21 protein-coding genes and 1 tRNA gene are annotated in these 19,596 nt (G+C 65.0%); 9 read left to right on the forward strand and 13 right to left on the reverse strand.

Going from position 1 to position 19,596, the window contains the following annotated elements; all coding sequences use genetic code 11:
* Position 1: 1 nt before the first annotated feature.
* Entirely contained in the window at positions 2-625 is a 624-nt protein-coding gene (locus tag GRI48_RS09930; RefSeq protein WP_160674804.1) for a MarC family protein, read from the forward strand.
* Positions 626-652: 27 nt separating this feature from the next.
* Here GRI48_RS09930 and GRI48_RS09935 read toward each other — a convergent pair whose 3' ends face one another.
* Both GRI48_RS09935 and GRI48_RS09940 read right to left on the reverse strand, forming a co-directional pair.
* Positions 653-1,258, reverse strand: a complete 606-nt coding sequence (locus GRI48_RS09935; RefSeq protein WP_160674807.1) for an LON peptidase substrate-binding domain-containing protein — start codon at positions 1,256-1,258, stop codon at positions 653-655.
* 8 nt (positions 1,259-1,266) lie between these two features.
* On the reverse strand, positions 1,267-2,247 hold the full coding sequence (locus GRI48_RS09940; RefSeq protein WP_160674810.1) for a tetratricopeptide repeat protein: 981 nt from the start codon (positions 2,245-2,247) through the stop codon (positions 1,267-1,269).
* A gap of 147 nt (positions 2,248-2,394) precedes the next feature.
* Here GRI48_RS09940 and GRI48_RS09945 point away from each other — a divergent pair.
* Both GRI48_RS09945 and GRI48_RS09950 read left to right on the forward strand, forming a co-directional pair.
* Positions 2,395-2,469: transfer RNA gene (locus GRI48_RS09945), tRNA-Gly, on the forward strand.
* Between the two features lie 113 nt (positions 2,470-2,582).
* Complete coding sequence (locus GRI48_RS09950) at positions 2,583-4,763, forward strand: TonB-dependent receptor (protein ID WP_160674813.1); 2,181 nt, start codon at positions 2,583-2,585, stop codon at positions 4,761-4,763.
* Here the strand turns inward: GRI48_RS09950 and GRI48_RS09955 are convergent, their stop codons facing one another.
* The 5 genes from GRI48_RS09955 to glpD form a co-directional block, all read right to left on the reverse strand.
* Positions 4,764-5,945 (reverse strand): saccharopine dehydrogenase family protein, encoded by a 1,182-nt coding sequence (locus GRI48_RS09955; protein ID WP_160674816.1) that lies wholly within the window; start codon positions 5,943-5,945, stop codon positions 4,764-4,766.
* 74 nt (positions 5,946-6,019) lie between these two features.
* Positions 6,020-7,213: an acyl-CoA dehydrogenase family protein gene (locus GRI48_RS09960; RefSeq protein ID WP_160674819.1), complete on the reverse strand. Its 1,194-nt coding sequence runs from the start codon at positions 7,211-7,213 to the stop codon at positions 6,020-6,022.
* Positions 7,214-7,256: 43 nt separating this feature from the next.
* Positions 7,257-7,811, reverse strand: a complete 555-nt coding sequence (dcd, locus tag GRI48_RS09965; RefSeq protein ID WP_160674822.1) for a dCTP deaminase — start codon at positions 7,809-7,811, stop codon at positions 7,257-7,259.
* A gap of 46 nt (positions 7,812-7,857) precedes the next feature.
* Positions 7,858-8,385: a hypothetical protein gene (locus GRI48_RS09970; protein ID WP_160674825.1), complete on the reverse strand. Its 528-nt coding sequence runs from the start codon at positions 8,383-8,385 to the stop codon at positions 7,858-7,860.
* Positions 8,386-8,396: 11 nt separating this feature from the next.
* A complete protein-coding gene (gene glpD, locus GRI48_RS09975; protein WP_160674828.1) occupies positions 8,397-9,872 on the reverse strand; it encodes a glycerol-3-phosphate dehydrogenase in 1,476 nt (491 codons plus the stop codon).
* Between the two features lie 96 nt (positions 9,873-9,968).
* Here glpD and fumC point away from each other — a divergent pair, with 96 nt between their 5' ends.
* Complete coding sequence (gene fumC / locus GRI48_RS09980) at positions 9,969-11,351, forward strand: class II fumarate hydratase (protein ID WP_160674831.1); 1,383 nt, start codon at positions 9,969-9,971, stop codon at positions 11,349-11,351.
* 1 nt (position 11,352) lies between these two features.
* Here the strand turns inward: fumC and GRI48_RS09985 are convergent, their stop codons facing one another.
* Positions 11,353-12,237: a phosphorylase family protein gene (locus tag GRI48_RS09985; RefSeq protein ID WP_160674834.1), complete on the reverse strand. Its 885-nt coding sequence runs from the start codon at positions 12,235-12,237 to the stop codon at positions 11,353-11,355.
* Positions 12,238-12,359: 122 nt separating this feature from the next.
* Between GRI48_RS09985 and GRI48_RS09990 the strand changes: the two genes are divergently transcribed.
* Positions 12,360-13,337, forward strand: coding sequence for an NAD(P)H-dependent flavin oxidoreductase (locus GRI48_RS09990; RefSeq protein WP_160674837.1), 978 nt, complete (start codon positions 12,360-12,362; stop codon positions 13,335-13,337).
* On the opposite strand, the gene GRI48_RS09995 is transcribed toward GRI48_RS09990, so the two are convergent.
* Together GRI48_RS09995 and GRI48_RS10000 are read right to left on the reverse strand one after the other, a co-directional pair.
* Positions 13,334-14,473 carry a M14-type cytosolic carboxypeptidase gene (locus GRI48_RS09995; protein ID WP_160674840.1) on the reverse strand — a complete coding sequence of 380 codons (1,140 nt, stop codon included), beginning with the start codon at positions 14,471-14,473 and terminating at the stop codon, positions 13,334-13,336. The genes GRI48_RS09990 and GRI48_RS09995 overlap by 4 nt on opposite strands.
* Positions 14,473-15,075 (reverse strand): DUF4136 domain-containing protein, encoded by a 603-nt coding sequence (locus tag GRI48_RS10000; protein ID WP_160674843.1) that lies wholly within the window; start codon positions 15,073-15,075, stop codon positions 14,473-14,475. Before GRI48_RS10000 ends, GRI48_RS09995 begins: the two co-directional genes overlap by 1 nt.
* Before the next feature lie 321 nt (positions 15,076-15,396).
* Between GRI48_RS10000 and ykgO the strand changes: the two genes are divergently transcribed.
* Together ykgO and GRI48_RS10010 are read left to right on the forward strand one after the other, a co-directional pair.
* The gene (gene ykgO, locus GRI48_RS10005) at positions 15,397-15,522 is read left to right on the forward strand and encodes a type B 50S ribosomal protein L36 (RefSeq protein ID WP_011415100.1); all 126 of its coding nucleotides are present in this window, start codon (positions 15,397-15,399) and stop codon (positions 15,520-15,522) included.
* Positions 15,523-15,594: 72 nt separating this feature from the next.
* Positions 15,595-16,209, forward strand: a complete 615-nt coding sequence (locus GRI48_RS10010; protein WP_160674846.1) for an HAD-IA family hydrolase — start codon at positions 15,595-15,597, stop codon at positions 16,207-16,209.
* A gap of 90 nt (positions 16,210-16,299) precedes the next feature.
* Here GRI48_RS10010 and GRI48_RS10015 read toward each other — a convergent pair whose 3' ends face one another.
* Positions 16,300-16,647 carry a CC_3452 family protein gene (locus GRI48_RS10015; protein ID WP_160674849.1) on the reverse strand — a complete coding sequence of 116 codons (348 nt, stop codon included), beginning with the start codon at positions 16,645-16,647 and terminating at the stop codon, positions 16,300-16,302.
* Between the two features lie 148 nt (positions 16,648-16,795).
* Here GRI48_RS10015 and GRI48_RS10020 point away from each other — a divergent pair, with 148 nt between their 5' ends.
* Positions 16,796-17,317 carry a winged helix-turn-helix transcriptional regulator gene (locus tag GRI48_RS10020; RefSeq protein WP_160674852.1) on the forward strand — a complete coding sequence of 174 codons (522 nt, stop codon included), beginning with the start codon at positions 16,796-16,798 and terminating at the stop codon, positions 17,315-17,317.
* Positions 17,318-17,364: 47 nt separating this feature from the next.
* Positions 17,365-17,655, forward strand: coding sequence for a hypothetical protein (locus GRI48_RS10025; RefSeq protein WP_337190801.1), 291 nt, complete (start codon positions 17,365-17,367; stop codon positions 17,653-17,655).
* Here GRI48_RS10025 and GRI48_RS10030 read toward each other — a convergent pair.
* Complete coding sequence (locus tag GRI48_RS10030; RefSeq protein WP_160674855.1) at positions 17,649-18,866, reverse strand: serpin family protein; 1,218 nt, start codon at positions 18,864-18,866, stop codon at positions 17,649-17,651. The two genes, GRI48_RS10025 and GRI48_RS10030, sit on opposite strands and share 7 nt — an antisense overlap.
* A gap of 128 nt (positions 18,867-18,994) precedes the next feature.
* A complete protein-coding gene (locus GRI48_RS10035) occupies positions 18,995-19,537 on the reverse strand; it encodes an MOSC domain-containing protein (protein ID WP_160674858.1) in 543 nt (180 codons plus the stop codon).
* Positions 19,538-19,596: the final 59 nt, after the last annotated feature.

Below are 19,596 nucleotides of genomic sequence, written 5' to 3' on the forward strand. Positions count from 1 at the left end.
CATGACCCAGTTGTTCATCTCCGCCTTCATCACCCTGTTCGTCGTGATCGATCCGCCCGGCTGCGCTCCGATCTATGCCGGGCTGACCAAGGGCGCGTCTGCCGCGCAGGCACGTACCATGGCGCTTCGGGCGGTGTTCATCGCCTCGATCATCCTGTTGATCTTCGCTCTGTTCGGGCAGGAATTGCTCGGTGCGCTGCATATCGAGCTCGACAGTTTCCGGATTGCCGGCGGGATGATGCTGTTCTGGATCGCTTTCGAGATGGTGTTCGAGAAGCGCACCCAGCGGCGCGAGGAGCGTGCCGAGAAGATCGCCGCCACTCCCGAAGTGGAAGATGTCTCGGTGTTCCCGATGGCGATGCCCATGCTCGCAGGACCGGGTGCGATCGCCGCGATCATGCTGCTGATGAACGAGGCGCGCGGCATGGACGAAACGCTGGTCGTGCTGGGCGCGCTGGCGGCGGTGCTGCTGCTGACCGCGATTGCCCTGGTCGCGGCCGGGCCGCTGATCCGGATGCTGGGGGACAAGGTCGAGGCCGTGATTACGCGCCTGCTCGGCGTTCTCTTGGCAGCGCTCGCTGCGCAATATGTGATCGACGGGCTGAAGGGCAGCTTCGGGCTCTAGCCCCGGACTGCGGCCTTTTCCCCGGGGCTATTGCAGCGTGATGATCTCTTCGCCCGGATCGCCGAGGCTGAAGAACTGCATCAGCTGGACGAGCAGTTCGCACCGTTCGGCGAGCGAATTGGCTTCGAGCAGCGCCTGCTTGGACGCAGCGTCGAAGGGCGCGATCTGCGACACGCCGTTGATCAGCGACATGTCGTCGAGCCGCTCGACCGACTTCCAGTCGACGCTGTAGCCCTGCGCATCGGCGAAACGCCGCGCTTCGCGCTCGAAGCTGGCGCGTTCGATGCTGGACAGGGCCTCACCCTCGTCGTCGACGATCGGTTCGACCTCGAGCTGGCGGAACAGCGTGTCGGCATCGAGTTCGCGGCTCCACCGAAAGCGCGCCTCGCCGGTGAGCACAATGTTGTAACGGCCATCTTCCAGCGCCTCGACATCCTCGATCCGGCCGATGCAGCCGACCGAATAGAGCGGCGCGTTTTCCGCGGCGCGTTGCGGCTGGATCATCCCGATCCGCCGGTCGCGCACCAGCGCATCGCCGACCAGCGCACGGTAGCGCGGCTCGAAGACATGCAGCGGCAATTGCAGCCCCGGGTAGAGGACCGCGCCGGACAGGGGAAAGATCGACAGCTTCATCGCGCCGGTCAGCCGAACAGGATCTTCGACAGGCGGCGGCGGGTGCCGGACACCCACGGATCTTCGAGCCCGATCGCCTCGAAGATCTGGAGCAGCTTGGCCTTTGCCGCGCCCTCGTTCCATTCGCGGTCCGCCTCGATCATGGCGAGCAGGGTGTCTGCCGCCTCGTCACGCTGACCTGCGACATAGGCTGCTTCGGCAAAGGCGTATTGCGCGCCCATGTCCGCCGGGCTTTCGGCAGCACGTGCGCGAAGCGCCTGCAACTCGCCATCGTCAACTTTCGTCCCTGCCAACTCGAGCGCGCTCCTGGCCGTCTGGACCATCGGGTCGTCCGCGACCGCCGGATCGAGCGAATCGAGATGGGCCTGGGCATCCTCGGCCCTGTCCGCCTGCACCAATGCGCGGATCAACCCGGCATGGGCGGCGGCATTGGTCGGCGCCATCTGCACCACCTGGCCGAAAATGCCGGCAGCACGCTCCGCATCGCCGCCCGCGAGCACTTCTTCGCCCATGGCGACGAACTGCTGGATTTCCTCGTCGCTCGGTCCGGCCTGCGCGCCCGCATCGCCTGCTGCGCCAGCCTGCACCGGAACCTGTGCGAGGATCTGGTCGAGCGTCTGCTTGAGCTGGCCTTCGGTGCGGGCATTGGTCAGGTCCGCCACTGGCTGACCCTGGAACATCGCGTAGACGGTCGGGATCGACTGCACTTGGAACTGCGCGGCAATGAACTGTTCCTGGTCGACGTCGATCTTCTTCAGCACCACGCCCTTGTCGGCATAATCTGCCGCAACCTTCTCCAGCACGGGTGCAAGCTGCTTGCACGGTCCGCACCACTCGGCCCAGAAATCGAGGATCACGAGCTTGGTCATCGAAGGTTCGACGACCTCCGTGCGGAAGCGGTCGACCGCTTTCTGTTCGTCGATATTGAGACCCATGCTGGCCAAGGTGTGCTCCTGTCGCGTGTTCATGTAGCTGATGTCGTGCCCCATGTGGGCACTCGGCAGGCAATGTGAAGGGCGCGCGGGCGGCGCGCAAGGCGGCTGGGCGACAATTGCGATTTTGGGCTTGCGAGCGTTGGGGGTCGCTGCTAACCGCGCGCTTCCCCACGATGGTTCGCCCATCGGGAGCGTCAGTGAGCGGGCGTAGCTCAGGGGTAGAGCATCACCTTGCCAAGGTGAGGGTCGGGCGTTCGAATCGCCTCGCCCGCTCCATTTTCCGATTGCCGGACCTCCACATCACGGATTGCGACGAATCGTGCGCCGCTGTTGCTGCGCTGCGGCAAAAGCGCTTGCTTGGAACGGCGGACCCGCTATCTGCTCGCGTAATGTTGTATCATCAAAAACGCCTCGCTTCGTTCGGAGCCTCGCTACTCGCCCTTTCGATTGCTGCCCCTGCATGGGCGCAGGACAAGCCCACTCCTCCGCAATCCGGTGATCCGTCTGCCGACGAGCGGGTCGAGGACGATTTTCACGATCGACGCCTGGACGAGCAGGGGACGATCATCGTCACGGCCCAGGGTCTTCGCCAGTTCGATCTGCTTGCAGGGACCAGCGTGGTCGAGGGTGCCGAGCTTTCCGCTAATATGAATGGCCAGGTCGGCGAGGTCCTCGCCAAGTTACCGGGTGTTACGGCCAGCGGATTCGCGCCCGGTGCCTCGCGCCCGATCCTGCGCGGTTTCTCGGGCGAGCGGGTGAAGGTTCTGGTCGACGGGATCGGCGCGATCGACGTCAGCAACACCTCGGCCGACCATGCGGTCTCGATCGATCCGCTGACGGCGGAAAGCATCGAGGTCCTGCGCGGGCCTGCCGTGCTGCTCTACGGCAGCCAGGCGATCGGCGGCGCGGTGAACGTCATCGACAAGCGCATCCCGCGCCGGGTTCCCGACGAGCCGATTCACGTCGACGCGATCGCGCGGGCGGACAGTGCGACCGACCTGCGCGAAGCGGGTGCATCGGTGGATGCACCGCTGGGCGGGGGCTTCGTCGTCCATGCCGACGGTTCGTGGCGCAAGACCGGCGATCTCGAGATACCCGGCTACGCCCTGTCCGACGAGTTTCGTGCCGAGATTCTCGCCGAGGCGGAGGAAGAGGCAGGGGAAGGCCATCTCGACGAGGCGGAGGAACTGCGCGAAGCGGCCGAACAGCGCGGCTTCGTGCCCAATACCGCGACCGAAACCTGGACCGCGAATGGCGGGATCGCATTCTTCCGCGGCGGCAGCAACTTGGGCGTATCGGTCGGCATCTACGACACGGCCTATGGCATTCCGGGACGGCCGGGCACCGGCCATGCGCATGGCGGGGACGAAGGAGAGGGTGCCGAAAGCGGCGAAGAGGAAGAAGGTCCGGTCACGATCGGCCTGCGCCAATGGCGCGCCGACCTGCGCGGGGATGTCGAGCTTGGCGACGGCCTCTTCGACGAGCTGAAGATCCGCGGCGGATATTCCGATTACACCCACACCGAGTTCGAAGGCGACGAGGTCGGCACGGTATTCGACGTCGAGGGTATCGAGGCGCGGATGCAGCTGGTCCAGAACGAGCGCGGCGCCTGGCGCGGCAGCATCGGATCGCAGTTCATGTACCGCGATTTCGTGGCGACCGGGGCCGAGGCCTTCATCGCGCCTAACGAGACCGAGCAGTTCGCGCTGTTCGCCTTGCAGGAATACGGCAACGGCCCGTTCCAGATCGAAGGGTCGGCGCGATACGAGATGACCTCGGTCGACGATACGCAAGACCGGATCGCTCGCGACTTCGATACCTTCTCAGGCGCCATCGGCCTTGCGTACGAAGGGCCGCGGGCACTGCGTGCCGGGGTCAACTTGTCGCGGGTCGCCCGTGCACCGAGCGCGGAGGAGCTGTTCTCCGACGGACCGCACATCGCGACGCAGGCTTACGAGCTCGGCGATCCGGGCCTGGTCAAGGAAAGCGCATGGGGCGTGGAGCTGTTCGCGCGAGGCAAGGTCGGCCGGGCCGAATTCTCGCTCGCCGCCTACAAGAACTGGTTCGACAACTACATCTACCTGTCCGAGACCGGAGCCGAAGAAGACGGGCTGCCCGTCTTCGCCTATCTCCAGGACGATGCGACCTACACCGGCTTCGAAGGCGAGGTGACTTACGACATCGTCGATACCGGGCCGCTCACCGTTTCGACCGACCTGCGCGGCGAATACGTGAGGGCCAAGCTGTCCGACGGGAGATCGCTGCCGCGCATTCCGCCCTTGAGCCTGCTCGGGGCGCTGGAAGCGGAGACCGATGCGTTCGATGCCCGAGCCGAAGTGCAGTGGTTCGCCGCACAGGACAAGGTCGCCCCGTTCGAGACGCGAACCGACGGTTTCACCATGGTCAACGCGTCGCTGACCTGGCGACCGATGGGCCGCGATTCGATCAGCGTGCTGGTGAAGGCCGACAACATCTTCGATGCGACCGGCCGCCGCCAGGCGAGCTTCACGAAGGATTTCGTGCCGCTCGCGGGCCGCAACTTCACCGTGGGCCTGCGCGCCAGCTTCTGATCAGTCCTCGACCTCGAAGCTGATCTCGGCATGGTCGCGCAGCCGCTCGACCAGCGCCTCGCCGAGGAACGAGCCGGGCGTACCGACTCCGCCTTCGGCATCGCTGTCGAGCAGCGCCATGCCGGTCTCGGCCAGCATCCGGCTGGTCGAGCCATAGCCCGGATCGTACTTGCCCTTGACGCCGTAGCGGATCGTCCGGTCGTCGGGCATCAGGCCGATGAACAGCACGTCGTAGAAGCCGTTTTCACGCTGCTCCGGCGTCGGCCCTTCACCGGGCTTGGGCGGCTTCGCGCCGAACGGGTTCTTGAGCATCTCCAGCGCGGCATTGGCCGCCGCCTTGCCCGCTTCGCCCGGACTGGTGACCATCATCTCGTCGTAGCGGAAGTCCTCGCCATAGGGATGGCCGCGCAGGAAATTGGTGCGGTGGACGTTCTTCGTGTTGATCGTCGCCATGATGAAGGGCGCGGCCCACTTGCCGGTCTCTTCCTCGTGCCGCGGGATCATGCCGTTGGGCTGATCGGGCCCGTCGAAGGCGGGTGTCAGCGCGAAGGGGTCGTTCAGCAGCAGGGCGAGCTTGGGCTTCTTCGCGACCGCCTTCATCGTCTCCGTCAGGCTCGCCGCCGTCCCGCCTGAGAACGTGCCGGCCATCGCACGCACGCGGCCCTTCACGCGCGGGGCGGGCGCGCCGAACCGCTCGACGGCTTCCTTCTGGAGCATCAGCACGCCGAGATCGAAGGGGATCGAATCGAAGCCGGAGGAAAAGCAGATTCGCGCGCCGGTCGATTTCGCGGTTTCATGATGCGCGTCGATCTGCTCGCGCATCCATGCAGGCTCGCCGCACAGGTCGGCATAGTCGGTCCCGCTCTTCGCGCAGGCTGCAACCAGCGCATCGCCGTAGAGCTGGTAGGGGCCGACCGTGGTCAGCACGACCCGGGTCTGCTGGCACATGGCATCGAGGCTTGCCGGGTCGTCTGCGTCGGCGACGATCAGTGGGGTCGAAGCGGGTGCGCCGATCAGGTCGCGCACTTCTTCCAGCTTGGAAAGGCTGCGCCCGGCCATGGCCCACTTCGGCCCGCCTTCGCGCTTGCCGTATTCGCGCACGAAATGCTCGGCGACCAGGCGTCCGGTGTAGCCGGTCGCGCCGTACACCACGATGTCGAGGGGACGATCTTTCTTGCTCATGGTTCTCTCCTTTGCCGCGCGTGATGCGCGCAGGCCGGGCCGGAGTCAAAGCCGTTACGGCCCAGGGACGGCGCTCAGTATCCGAACTGGCGGCTCGCGAGATCGTACATGATCTCCTCCGATCCGCCGCCGATGGCCATCACCCGCACCTCGCGATAGATCCTCTCGATCCGGCTGCCGCGCACGAAGCTCGCGCCGCCGAGGATCTGGCACGCCTCGCGTGCGCAATGCTCCAACGTCCGCGTCGCTTGCACCTTGAGCAAGGCAAGCTCTCCGGGCTGCGCCGTTCCCTGGATGACCGTGTAGGTGCAATGATCGATCATCGCCTGCGTCGCGAGGATCCTGCGCAGCATCTCGGCAAGCTTGTGGCGGATGGTCTGCCGCTGGGAGAGCGGCTTGCCGAAGGTTTCGCGCTCCTGCGCCCAGGAGAGCGCGTCCTCGTAGCAGATTCGCGCAAAGCCGGCGGCCTGCTGAGCCATGCCGAGCCGTTCGCCGTTGAAGTTGCGCATGATGCCGAGAAACCCCTGATTCTCCGGCCCGATGAGGTTTTCTTCCGGTACTTCGACATCGTCGAAATGGATCGTCGCCGTGTCCGACGAATGCCAGCCCATCTTGCGCAGACCGGTACGCGAGACACCCGTGCGGTCGGTCTCGACCAGCAATAGCGAGATCCCGCCGAAGCCTTCGCCGCCGGTCCGCACCGCGAGCGTGATGTAATCGGCGCGCATGCCGCTCGTGATGAGAGTCTTGGCGCCGTTGACCATGAAAGCCGCGCCCTTCCTCTCCGCGCGGGTCTTCAGGTTCGCGACGTCCGAGCCGCCGCCCGGCTCGGTGATGCCGAGGCAGATGATCTTGTCGCCCGAGAGGACCTGCGGCGCGATGCGCTGCTTCATCGCCTCGCTGCCCATCGCCAGGATCGGCGGCAGGCCGATACCGTGCGTCATCAGGGAGGCGGCGATCCCGCCTGCCCCCGGGCGGCACAGTTCCTCCGTCTGGACCAGCGAGTGGAAGCGGTCGAACCCGTCGGAACCGCCATCGACGATCGTCCCGCTGCCGCCGTATTCCTCCGGATAGCCGAGGCCGAGCACGCCCGCTTCGGCGGCCTTGCGGTGAAGCGCGCGTGGCAATTCGCCCGCCTCCTCCCATGCGTCGACATGGGGGATGATCTCACGGGTGACGAACGCACGCACGCTCTGCGCCACGGCATCATGCGTCTCGTCATAGTGCGGCGAACGGCTGCGCCACTGGTCGAACAGGAATTCGCTCATGCTTTGTCTCCCGCCACACTGATGCGCGGGAGCATGGCCGGAGTCAAAGCCGGGGAAGCGTCACCCCGCGCTGGCCCATGTATTTGCCTGCCCGGTCGGCATAGGTGACCTCGGGCCGTTCGTTGCCTTGCAGGAACAGGAACTGGCACGCGCCTTCATTGGCATAGATCTTGGCGGGCAGGGGAGTGGTGTTGCTGAATTCCAGCGTCACATGGCCTTCCCAGCCCGGCTCCAGCGGCGTGACGTTCACGATGATCCCGCAGCGTGCATAGGTCGATTTGCCGAGGCAGATAACCAGCACATCTTCCGGGATGCGGAAATATTCGACCGTCCGGGCAAGGGCGAAGGAATTGGGCGGAATGACGCAAACGTCGGTATCGCGATCGACGAAGCTGTTGCTCGCGAAATCCTTGGGATCGACCACCGCGCTGTCGACATTGGTGAAGATCTTGAACTCGGGCGCGACCCGCGCGTCGTAGCCGAAGCTCGACAGTCCGTAGCTGATGCAGCCCTCGCGCCGCTGCGCCTCGACGAAGGGTTCGATCATCCCTTCGCTCGTCGCCTTTTCGCGGATCCACTTGTCGGAAAGAATCGCCATGCAGGGGTGATTCCCGATGGCGGCGGGCAGGGCAAGCGCCCGCGCCTCAGTCGACGGGTTTTGCCCCCAGTTGCGGGTTCCTCCCGGTGATGTGGTTCAGCCACATCTTGGGCCGGCGAAGCATGTCCTGCGGGTAATCGACCTTAACCCCGACCAGCTTCGCGATCGCGCCGACGAAATGGATGCAGTTGCGCGTGTCGAGGTCGTAATACTTGCCCGGCGCGTTGCGCCACCGGTCCACCTCGCGCCGGATCGCCCAGTATTTGGCATCGTCGATCTGGACCGAGAAATGGCGGTTGGTCGAGGTGATGTACTTCTGCTTCTCGGTCATCACGACGTGTTCGACCGGCCCGCGCAGCACGGCGGGCCCTGCGCTCTTCGCGCTGAAGCCATAGTTCTCGTTGATCCGCGTCCCGTCGTCGAGCGTACCCTGCATCACCACGAAGGTATGCGGATAGCGGCCGACCAGCACCGAGCCGTTGAAGCTGTGAAACGAGAGAGTGACCTCTGCCAGCGCGGGATGCGCGACGACGAGCGCAAGCAGCGCAGCGAAGATGCGAAGGAAGCGGCCCATGGATGCAGCTACTAGCGCGCGGCGAGCCAGCGGTCGATAACCGATGATATGTCGCCCTTGATATGGAGGCCGAGCTTGGAGCGACGCCACAGGACATCCCGGCCGGTCTGCGCGAACTCCTCGTCGACCAGGTATTGCAGTTCCGCCTCGTAGAGATCGCCCGCGAAATGCTCGCCGAGCCCGCTCAGCCCGGTCGCATCGCCGATCACCCTTTCGATCCGGGTCCCGTAGGCACGCGCAAGTCGCAGCAGCATCTCGGGCGGCAGCCACGGCCAGCGCTCGCTTGCAGCCCAGAGGAAGGCCTTGAAGTCGGCGTCCGGCATGTCGCCGCCGGGAAGCGGCGCGTTCCTGGTCCATGGCGTCTCGTCCGCTCCGAGCAGGGGCGCAAGCTTTTCGAGCGCGTGTTCGGCAAGCCGCCGATAGGTCGTGATCTTGCCGCCGTAGACCGAGAGCATCGGCGCGCCTTCGTGGGTATCGACCTCGAACACGTAGTCGCGGGTGACGGTCGAATTCTTCGCCGAATTGTCCTCGTAGAGCGGACGGATGCCCGAATAGGTCGAGACGATCTCGTCTGGCGTCACCGGGCTGCGGAAATATTCCGATGCCGCGCTGCACAGGTAGTCGATCTCCTGCGCCGAGATTTCCGGCGTGTCGCGGTCCCCCTCGAACAGGAGGTCGGTGGTCCCGATCAGGGTGAACTCGCGCTCGTAGGGTATGGCGAAAATGATCCGCCCGTCGCCGTTCTGGAAGATGTAAGCGGTCTCGCCGGCGAACTTGCGGGGAACGATGATGTGGCTGCCCTTGACAAGCCGCAGGTGCACCTTGGCCTCTCCCGCAAGGCCAAGCTGAGCGAGATCGTCCACCCATGGACCTGCGGCATTCGCGATGGCGCGGGCCTCGATCACTTCCTCGCCATTCCCGGTGGCGAGCGTGGCGCGCCACCGGTCCGGCAGGCGCTCGAGCGCGGTCACCCGGGTCCGCGTGCGGACCTCCGCTCCCCGATCCCGCGCGTCCATGGCGGTCAGGACGACCAGCCGCGAATCCTCGACCCAGCAGTCCGAGTACTCGAAGCCGCTGGTGAAGCGTTCCTTCAGCACCGGACGGTGCGGCAATTCGCGCAGGTTCACGCCGCGGCTTTTCGGCAGCGCGCTTCTCCCGCCCAGGCGGTCGTAGAGAAACAGCCCCGCGAGCAGCATCCATTTCGGGCGCAGCCCCTTGTCGTGCGGCAGGACGAAACGCAGCGGCCAGATGATGTGCGGTGCGTTGCGCAACAGCACGTCGCGTTCCTGCAGCGATTCGCGGACCAGCCGGAATTCGTAATGCTCGAGATAGCGCAGCCCGCCATGGACCAGCTTGGTGCTGGCGGAGGAGGTGTGTGCAGCGAGATCGTCCTTCTCGCACAGGATCACCGACAGGCCGCGCCCCGCCGCATCGCGAGCGATGCCCGCGCCGTTTATTCCGCCGCCGATGACCATGAGATCGCGCATTGGCGATCATCTCTAGGGAACGGCTGCCCGGTTGGCGAGTGTCTTGGGAGAACACGCCCGGCGGTATAGGGCGGTGGCAAGCGCAGGAGGCACAGCATGGCCGGACACAGGATGGAAAGCGACACGATGGGCGAGCTCGCAGTCCCCGCCGACAAGTTATGGGGCGCGCAGACCCAGCGCTCGCTCGAGAATTTCCGCATCGGCGGCGAGACCATGCCGCTCGGCATTGTCCATGCGCTCGGGCTGGTGAAGCGGGCGGCGGCGCGGGTGAACATGCGGCTGGCCGGGCTGGATGCAAGGCTTGGCGATGCGATCGTGGAGGCGGCCAGCGAAGTCGCCGATGGCAAGCTGGACGAACATTTCCCTCTGGTCGTGTGGCAGACCGGCTCGGGCACGCAGTCGAACATGAATGCCAACGAGGTGATCGCGAACCGGGCAAACATCCTGCTTGGCGGCGAGGCGGGGGCCAAGTCGCCGGTCCATCCCAACGATCACGTCAACATGAGCCAGTCGTCGAACGATACCATTCCGACCGCGATCCACGTCGCTGCGGCGCGTGCGATAGCGGGCGACTTGCTGCCTGCGTTGCGCCACCTCCACCAAGCACTGGCCGACAAGGCCGCTCGCTGGGGCGATATCGTCAAGATCGGCCGCACGCATACGCAGGATGCCGTGCCGCTGACTCTGGCGCAGGAATTCGGCGGCTATGCCGCGCAGGTCGAGCAGTCGATCGCGCGGATCGAGGCGACGGTGCCCGGCGTTATGGAACTGGCGCAAGGCGGCACGGCGGTCGGCACCGGGCTCAACGCGCCTGATGGCTTCGGCGCGGCTTTCGCCAGCGATCTGGCGGAAGATACCGGCCTTGCTTTTACCAGCGCGCCCGACAAGTTCGCGGCGCTGGGGGCGGAAGATGCGCTCGTCTTCTGCCACGGTTCGCTCGCGGCGCTGGCGAGCGCGCTCTACAAGATCGCAAACGACATCCGCTTCCTTGCCAGCGGGCCGAGGGCGGGCCTCGGAGAATTGTCGCTCCCCGCGAACGAGCCGGGCAGTTCGATCATGCCGGGCAAGGTCAACCCGACCCAGTGCGAAGCTCTGACGCAGGTCGCGGCGCGGGTGATGGGCAACCAGTCGACCATGCAGTTCGCTGGCAGCCAAGGGCAGTTCGAGCTCAACGTGTTCCGCCCGGTGATCGGCTACACCTTGCTCCAGTCGATCCGGCTGCTGGCCGACGCTTCTGTCAGCTTCACCGACAATCTCGTGATCGGGATCGAACCCAATCGCGACCGGATCGAGGAACTGGTCGAAAGCTCGCTGATGCTGGTGACCGCGCTCGCGCCGCACATCGGCTACGACAAGGCCGCAGAAATCGCGAAGAGAGCGCACAAGGACGGCACGACGCTGCGCAAGGCGGCCCTGGATCTTGGCTATGTGGAGGAGGAGGAATTCGACCGCATCGTGCGGCCCGGCAGCATGGTCTGAGCTATTGGCCGCGGGCCATGCGCAGCAGTCGCCCGGCAACCGCATCGAGCCTCGCGACCAGTTGTGGGTCGTGATTGTCGGGCGCGGTGATCACGGCATCGTCCAGCGTCGTGTCGATCGGTGAGGGCGCACGCTTTTCCGGCAAGGCCGCGACAAAAGCCTCGATCGTCTTTCTCGCCAGCGCGCTGTTCGACCCCATCTGCTCGATCACTTCCGAGACGTCGACCGGCTTTTCGTTCTCGCGCCAGGCATCGTAGTCGGTGACCATGCCGAGCAGCGCGTAAGGCAGCTCGGCCTCGCGCGCGAGGCGGGCTTCGGGAAAGCCGGTCATGCCGATCACGTCGGCGCCCCACTCGCGGTACAGCCGGCTTTCGGCGCGGGTGGAAAACTGCGGCCCTTCCATCGCCAGGTAGGTTCCGCCGAGCGTGGCCTTGCCGCCCCCTTTTCCGACCGCTGCCGCAGCCATCTTGCTTAACCGCGGGCAGACCGGGTTGGCCATCGACACATGGGCGACGAAACCCGAGCCGAAGAAACTGTCCGCCCGCGCCTTGGTCCGGTCGATGAACTGGTCGACGGCGACGAAATGGCCGGGCGGCAGTTCCTCGCGCAAGCTGCCGACCGCGCTGATCGCCAGCACATCCGTGCAGCCAGCCCGCTTGAGCACGTCGATATTGGCCCGCGCGTTCAGTTCGCCGGGCGCGATGCGATGGCCGCGTCCGTGGCGGGGCAGAAACCGCACGCGCACATCGCCAATCCGGCCGCACAGGATCTCGTCCGACGGCTCGCCGAAGGAAGACTTCACCCCGATCCACTGCGCGTCTTCGAGCGAATCGAGCGCGTACAGGCCCGAGCCGCCGATGATGCCGATGGTCCATTCGCTGCTCATGTCGGGCTTCCCTTACGGCAGCGCGGAATGCGCGGCATCGCTCGTCGGCGTTCCTTGCCAGAGCTACCGCTGCGCGCCAAGTTTGGTCGCGAATCACAAGCACAGTTCCGGGAGAGAACACCATGAAGACCCGCATCACCGAATTGTTCGGCATCGAGCATCCGATCATCCAGGGCGGCATGCACTACGTCGGTTTCGCGGAAATGGCCGCGGCGGTGTCCAATGCGGGCGGGCTCGGCATCATCACCGGGCTGACGCTCGGCACGCCGGAGAAGCTGGCCGACGAGATCGCCAGGTGCCGCGACATGACCGACAAGCCGTTCGGCGTGAACCTGACCTTCCTGCCGACCGTCAATGCGCCCGACTATCCGGGCCTGGTCAAGGCGATCATCGACGGCGGGGTCAAGGCGGTGGAGACGGCGGGTAACAACCCGGCGCAGGTGCTGCCCTTCTTCAAGGACGCGGGCGTCAAGGTCATCCACAAGTGCACCAGCGTGCGCCACAGCCTGAAGGCGCAGGCGATCGGCTGCGATGCGGTTTCGGTCGACGGTTTCGAATGCGGCGGCCATCCGGGCGAAGACGACATCCCGAACATGATCCTGCTGCCGCGCGCCGCGGACGAGCTCGAAATCCCCTTCGTCGCAAGCGGCGGCATGGCCGATGCGCGCAGCCTCGTCGCCAGTCTCGCGATGGGCGCGGAAGGCATGAACATGGGCACGCGCTTCATCGCGACGAAGGAAGCGCCGGTTCACGAGAACGTGAAGCAGGCGATCCTCGCGGCGAGCGAGCTCGACACCCGGCTGGTCATGCGCCCGCTGCGCAACACCGAGCGGGTGCTGACGAACGAGGCGGTCGAGCGGCTGCTGGAGAAGGAGCGGCGCCTGGGCCCCGACCTCAAGTTCGAGGACATCATCGAGGAAGTCGCAGGCGTCTACCCGCGCGTGATGACCGAAGGCGAGATGGACGCAGGCGCCTGGTCCTGCGGCATGGTCGCCGGGCTCATCAATGACATCCCAACCTGCAAGGAACTGATCGACCGGATCATGGCCGAGGCGGAGGAACTGATTTCAGGGCGGCTGGCGGGCCTGCTGAAAGACTAGCTTTCGCGCGCCTCGATCCATTCGAGCAGCGCGGCAAGGCAATCGCGCGCCAGCATCTTGGAGCGTTCCGGGCTCCACCCCTGCTCGGGGTCGGGCAGGTCGTCGTTGTCCTTGAACGGCATCTCGAGCGTCATCGCGACAGCGCCGAAACGCTCGGCGACGTGGTTGGTGCTCATGGTGAGATTCGCCGTGCCGGGCTTAGAGACCGGATAGCCCTTGGCCGTCTGGAAATCGGGCGTGCGCCGTTCGAGGATCGAGCGGTAGGAGTAGAAGCCGTCACCCTGCGCATCGGTCCAGGACGGAATGCCCTCGAAGCCCGCGAGGAAGACCGCCGCGATCGCCTCGTCGCCGTGAACGTCCATCGCGAAGTCGACGCCGGTTTCGTCCATCGCGTTGCGGATCGCGAGCACTTCGGGCGATTTTTCGGCCGTCGGCGTTTCCCACTCGCGGTTGAGATTGCTGCCGACCGCATTGGTCCGCAAATGCCCGCGGCGCGATCCGTCGGGATTGCAATTGGGCACGATATGGAAGGCACAGCGCTGGCGCAGCGCACGCGCTACGGAATCGGTCGGGTCGGTCAGGCATTCTAGCGCGCCTTCCATCCACCACTCGGCCATGCTTTCGCCGGGGTGCTGGCGAGCATAGAGCCAGACCTGCAGCTCGCCGTCGCCCAGTTCGAGGCAATCGAGCGATTGCCCGTCGAGCGTCTCGCCCAGCCTGCGATAGGTCACGCCTTCGCTGGCCGACGCCTCGGCAATCAGATCATGGTGCCGTTCCATCGAATAGGGTGCGAAATAGGCAAACCAGGCGATGTCGCTCGCCGGCGTATAGGTAATCGTCAGCGTGCCGTTGTCGGCGTTCTTATCGTAGCTGCTCGCCGCACGCGCCCAGTATTCGCGGTCTTCGCTGACGCAGGCATTGTAGCCCGGCCAGCCCTGCGGATAGGCGCTCGTCTCGAGATCGACGATCCTGAGAGTGACCTCCCGGCCTGCAGCGCCGGAAACGCGGAAATGGAACCACTGCGCGAAGTCCGACTGGTGGTCCTTGCGGATCGCCAGAGTGGCGGTCGGCCCGTCGATCGACCGGACTTCGATATTGCCGCTATCGAACGCCGTATCGATCGCGATGTCGCTCACTATTTCACTCCGACTTCCACCGTTTCGCCATTGCCGCCGGGAAACTCCCGGAACAGCGCGGAGGCGACCGTCTGGGCGTTCGCTTCGGTGCGCGCAAGGTCCGAGTTCTCGGCAACGGCGAATTGTGCGCGGCCTTCCCACAGATTGTTGCCCGAGGCCTTGTCCTTGATCGCCACGGCGAGATCGGTCCCGACCTTGTCCTTCGCGCCGCCGCCGAGATTGAGTCCCACGCCGACACCCAGGCCCGAGCCATAGCTGCCGGTGGAGCCGCCGACACCCACGCTGACCGGGCCGCGTCGATCGCCTTCGCGCGACTTGTACCGGTCGAGCGAGACCTGTGCGATCTGGTCTGCCTGGGCGCGGGTCGTCTCGCGATAGCCGAGTGCCGTCAACTGCCGCGCGATCGCGGCCTTGTAAGGTGCCATCTCTAGGCCGGAGGCGTCTTCGCCCGGCGCTGCCTCGATGAAGATCGTCCCGTTTCCGAGCCGGCTTAGCGCGCTGGCATCGTGGAAGCGGGTGACTTCGACCGGCCCGGGCGCGGTAGCACAGGCGGCGAGTGTTGCGGTGCCGAGCGCCAGCGCGGCCAGTTTTGCGAATTTCATCAAAGCGACTCCTCTCGATCGACAGGCGCGCGGTGGCGCGGTGCCATCAGACAACGCAGTGCAAGCCGGCATGGGTCCGGGGGGTGGAGTACCGACATTCGAAAAAGCCTACCCCTGCGTAACTGCACGTTGCTATCAGTCCCGCCATGAACTGAAGCGAAACACCATGCGCCGGTCAATTGGGGGCAGAAATTGGCTTCGCGGCTCGTCGATTCCTGACTTCGGTTCTTGACTCGCATCCGGCCACCCACTAGGCGCCCGCACTTGAAATTCCGGCATCGGAGACCACCTCCGGTGCCCTTATTTTTGGAAAATGGTACCATGAAAGTCCGGAACAGCCTCAAGTCGCTGAAGAACCGCCACCGCGATTGCCGTGTCATTCGCCGCCGTGGCCGTACGTATGTAATCAACAAGACCAACCGTCGCTTCAAGGCCCGCCAGGGCTAATGGTTGCCGCGCCGCGCACGATGCGCGGTCGCGATGAAGTGCAAAGCCTCTGCATCAGCGGAGGCTTTTTGCATGTCTGAAATCGACGCGGTGGTGTTCGATGTCGGGCGCGTGATCGTGCAGTGGGATCTGCGCGCCCTGTTCGGCAAGCTGATCGAGGACGAGGGCGAGCTCGACTGGTTCCTCGCCAATGTCGTGACCGAGGAATGGCATTTCCAGCACGATGCGGGCAGGCCGCTCGCCGCGATGCTGCCCGAGCGAAAGGCGCGCTTTCCGGACCACGCCTGGCTGATCGATGCCTATGCCGAGCGGTTCCTCGAGACCATTCCGGGCCCGGCCGAAGGCACTGCGGACATCATCAACGAACTGGACGATGCGGGACATCCGCTGTTCGCGATCACCAATTTCGGCGCCGAGTTCTGGTCAATGTTCCGCCCGACCGAGCCGGTTCTCGGCCGGTTTCGCGACATCGTCGTGTCCGGCCAGGAGCGGCTGGCGAAACCCGATCCGGCAATCTTCCGCCTGGCCGAGCGCCGATTCGGCTTTCCTGCCGACCGCATGCTGTTCATCGACGACAATGCGGCGAACATCACGGCGGCCGATCTGGACGGGTGGCACACACATTTGTTCACCGATCCGGCAGGCCTGCGCGCCGACCTCACCGATCGCGGACTGCTCCCGACCTGACGAAAAAAGGCCTCCGGCATGGGGATGCCGGAGGCTCTCGAGGGGGATCCGCCCGATGGAGAGGAGGGAGGATCGAGAAAGGGTGGGGGCTTACTCGCCGTTGCAGGTCGCGAGCTTCGCCTCGTCGAGCGTCTCGCCCTTCGCCGAGAAGCTGGCGATACTGCCGACTTCCTTTGCAAGGCTGCGGCAGACCCGCAGCGGGCGCGACGTGCCCTTGCCGGCAACGCAGGTCGTTTCCTTGCAGAACCAGGCGACGCCGCCGGCCACGGTGCGGGCCTCGCTCACCGGCTGGGCCAGTTCGGCGCGATAGAAGACCTCGCTCGCCGCCACGGGTTGCGGAGCGAGAGTGGCACCGAAAGTGAGGGCGGTGTAGGCGAGCGCGAGGACGGCGGCGCCTGCGCTGCGGCCGACGGAGAGATGCGGGAGGGAGAGGGACATCTGTCTTCCTTTCATGTATGTAAGTTGCGAATCACAACCAGTTGCTATTCACTACCTATAAATGTCAGTTGCACTATGCAACCTAAAAATGAACTTTTTGCGAAAGGGCGCGGTTCGGCTATGCTGCGCGGGCTACGAAAGGATCACGATGGGCAAAATTCGCGAGAACTTGCGGGAACTGAACGGTTGCGGGCTTCCGGCAGCTCTGGAAGTCATGGGCGAACGCTGGTCCTTCATGATCCTGCGGGCCAGCTTCAACGGCCTCCACCACTTCGAAGAGTTCCTCAACGAACTGGGCATCGCGCGGAACATTCTCTCCAACCGGCTCGCCAAGCTGGTCGAGCACGGCATTCTGAAGCGCGAACCGTGCGCGGACGATCGCCGCAAGATCGAATATCGCCTGACCGAGAAGGGCTTCGACCTGCTGCCGGCGATGATCGCGCTGCGCCAGTGGGGCCACAAGTACGGCGGCGAGTTCGAGGAAAACCCGGTGCTCGTCGACGAACGCGATCGCCTGCCGATCGGCCCGATATCGATCATCGCGCATGACGGGCGGATCCTGACCGGTGCCGACCTGCATCTGGTCCATCCCGAAGACCTCGGCCTGCGCGCCGACGGCACGCGCGCCACTCCGGCCCGCAAGCCGGACCTGAAGGTCGTCGCCAGCTGAACGAAGCCGCAAATGCGCTCCGCACTCCGGACGGGCGCTACATCGTCGTGCGCGGTCGCCTCTGGCGGACCAGCAATCCCGCATTGCCGGAAAAGGACCGCGAGCGTCTCGTCAACGAGCTGATGGAGGCGCGCCGCGCTGTTGGCGTGGCGCTGAAATCCGGTGACGAGACAGCCGAGAAGGCTGCCCGCGCCGGCGTCCATGCAGCCAAAGTCGCACTCGGCGAGCGCGGGCCGGTGTGGTGGGACGATGGCGCGCCGGACCAGAACCGCAAGCTCGCCAAGAACTCCACCTATGCCGACTGGTGGGCCACGGTGGAGGGACCTCCGGCTCAGTAAGGCTCGACTTCGGGCGTGAACTCCTGCGGGTCGGCGATCCGCCCGATGAACAGTACCTCGCCTTCCTGTAGGTCGCGAATCACGATCACGAAGGGCTGATCAACGACGAATGGTACCGGCTTCACCCGGTAGATGCGCGAGCCGGTGGTGATGATGCTGACGGTAGTGACGGCGGCGGCGCGCGTTCCCTCGTCGAACACCTGCAATTTCGTCAGATGGCGCACGTCGCTGACCCACACCGGTGTCTGCCCCGGCTCGACCATGGCCGACAGGTCGGCCCGATCCTTTTGAAACGGCAGCGTCAGCCCGAGCGCCTGCAAGGTCGGCACCAGGCCGGTATCGTATTCGACCTCGAACTGCGGGATGGCGATGTCGACCGGGCGCGGCGTGGCTGCATCGAGCGCCTTGCCCATGCTCTCGATCCGGTCGGTCTGCGGCGCAGTCCCCATGACGCCACGCTTGCTCGGCACGATGATGTCCATCGCATAGCGCGTATTGCGATAAGGCAGGCGGAGCGCGGTCAGCCCGCCCGTTTCGACCAGCTTCTGCTCCTGCACGTCGCCCACGAACTTGAACAGACGCTCGCTGCCGTCGCCGTAGAGGAAGTCGCGCGTCGAGCCGTGCAGCAGTTTTTGCTGCCACTTGCCATCAAAATAGAGCGCATTGGCCAGCACGGCGACGAGATCGGGCGTGATTGCGCTCGGGCTGATGACTTCCGGGATCAGCCCTTCGGTCGCCTTGTCGGCCCAAGAGTTGATCTGCTTTGCCGAGGCATCGGGCTTTGCCACGTCGATGGCCTGTGCGGTGGCATCGTAGCGGCGCTTGGCGGAAACGAGATAGCTCTCGCGGAACCGGAAGTCGTCCGACAGGAACAGGGCATTGGCGATGCGGACCTCGACATCGTCCTTGTCCGTTCGCAGGTAGTCGGCGCTACGCGGCGCGGGCAGGATCGCATCGAGCTGCGCCGCCGTGTCGCCCGAGGCACCCAGCCGCAGGAGGCCGAAGGCCTGGTCGACGCCGGCCGGCGAATAGACCACGTTCTTGTCCGGCCCGGCCTCCCGGTCGAGGATCGGGAACAGCGCGAGCGCCCCCGATGCCTCGCGGTCGACCAACGTGTCGGAAGAGCTATCGGCCGATCCGCCGGACTGCGGGACGGTCGCGCACGCGGACAGGGCCGCGGCGCCGACGAGAGGAAGTAACTGCCTGATCATAGGAGAGGAAACGCAAGCGCGGCGGATCGGCTCCCGACCGCCTTCAGCACCTCCCCTTGACGATTGCCACTCGCCAGATGGCGGAAAGTGAGCGCAAACCCCGAATGCCCCAAAGGCGAATAAGCGCCCTACACCCGCTCAAGCGGAAGGAAAGGTGGATCAGGCAGTTGCACAGTGACGGGATCACCGGCGCGAACACGACCGCCCGTAAGGACCACCGTCATAATTCCAGATTTGCGTCTCAATTCGCCGCTCGGACCTTTGTCGAGCACGGCTGACAGCAGGCCTTTCTGGAAGTTGTCTATTTGCGCGCAGGGATTTCGGAGACCCTTAACTTGCAAACGCACTTCCTCGCCGATCTCCAGGACTGAATGACGAGGAAGGCCCAACAGGTCTACGCCCTTGGTCGTGATGTTTTCGCCAAGGTCCGCTGGCTTCACCGAAAAGCCTTTTTCGGCAACTTCATCGAACAGCTCAGAGTGGATCAGATGGACTTGGCGGAGATTGGGTTGGGCTGGATCGGTTCTTACGCGTGAACGGTGCTTCACCTTTTCACCCAGATGAGCGTCACCAGCAACGCCCAGACCTGCGATGATCTCGATCTCCGCAACAACCCTCTTCGAGAAGTTGTGTCGCTCATCCCTGGCTACTGCGATGACCGTCCCTGACACTACGCCAACCCCAACCCGAAGCCTTGATTGGTATTAGCTGCATAACCACCGGAAACCAG

Source organism: Qipengyuania oceanensis (genome assembly GCF_009827535.1).
GTDB lineage: Bacteria > Pseudomonadota > Alphaproteobacteria > Sphingomonadales > Sphingomonadaceae > Qipengyuania_C > Qipengyuania_C oceanensis.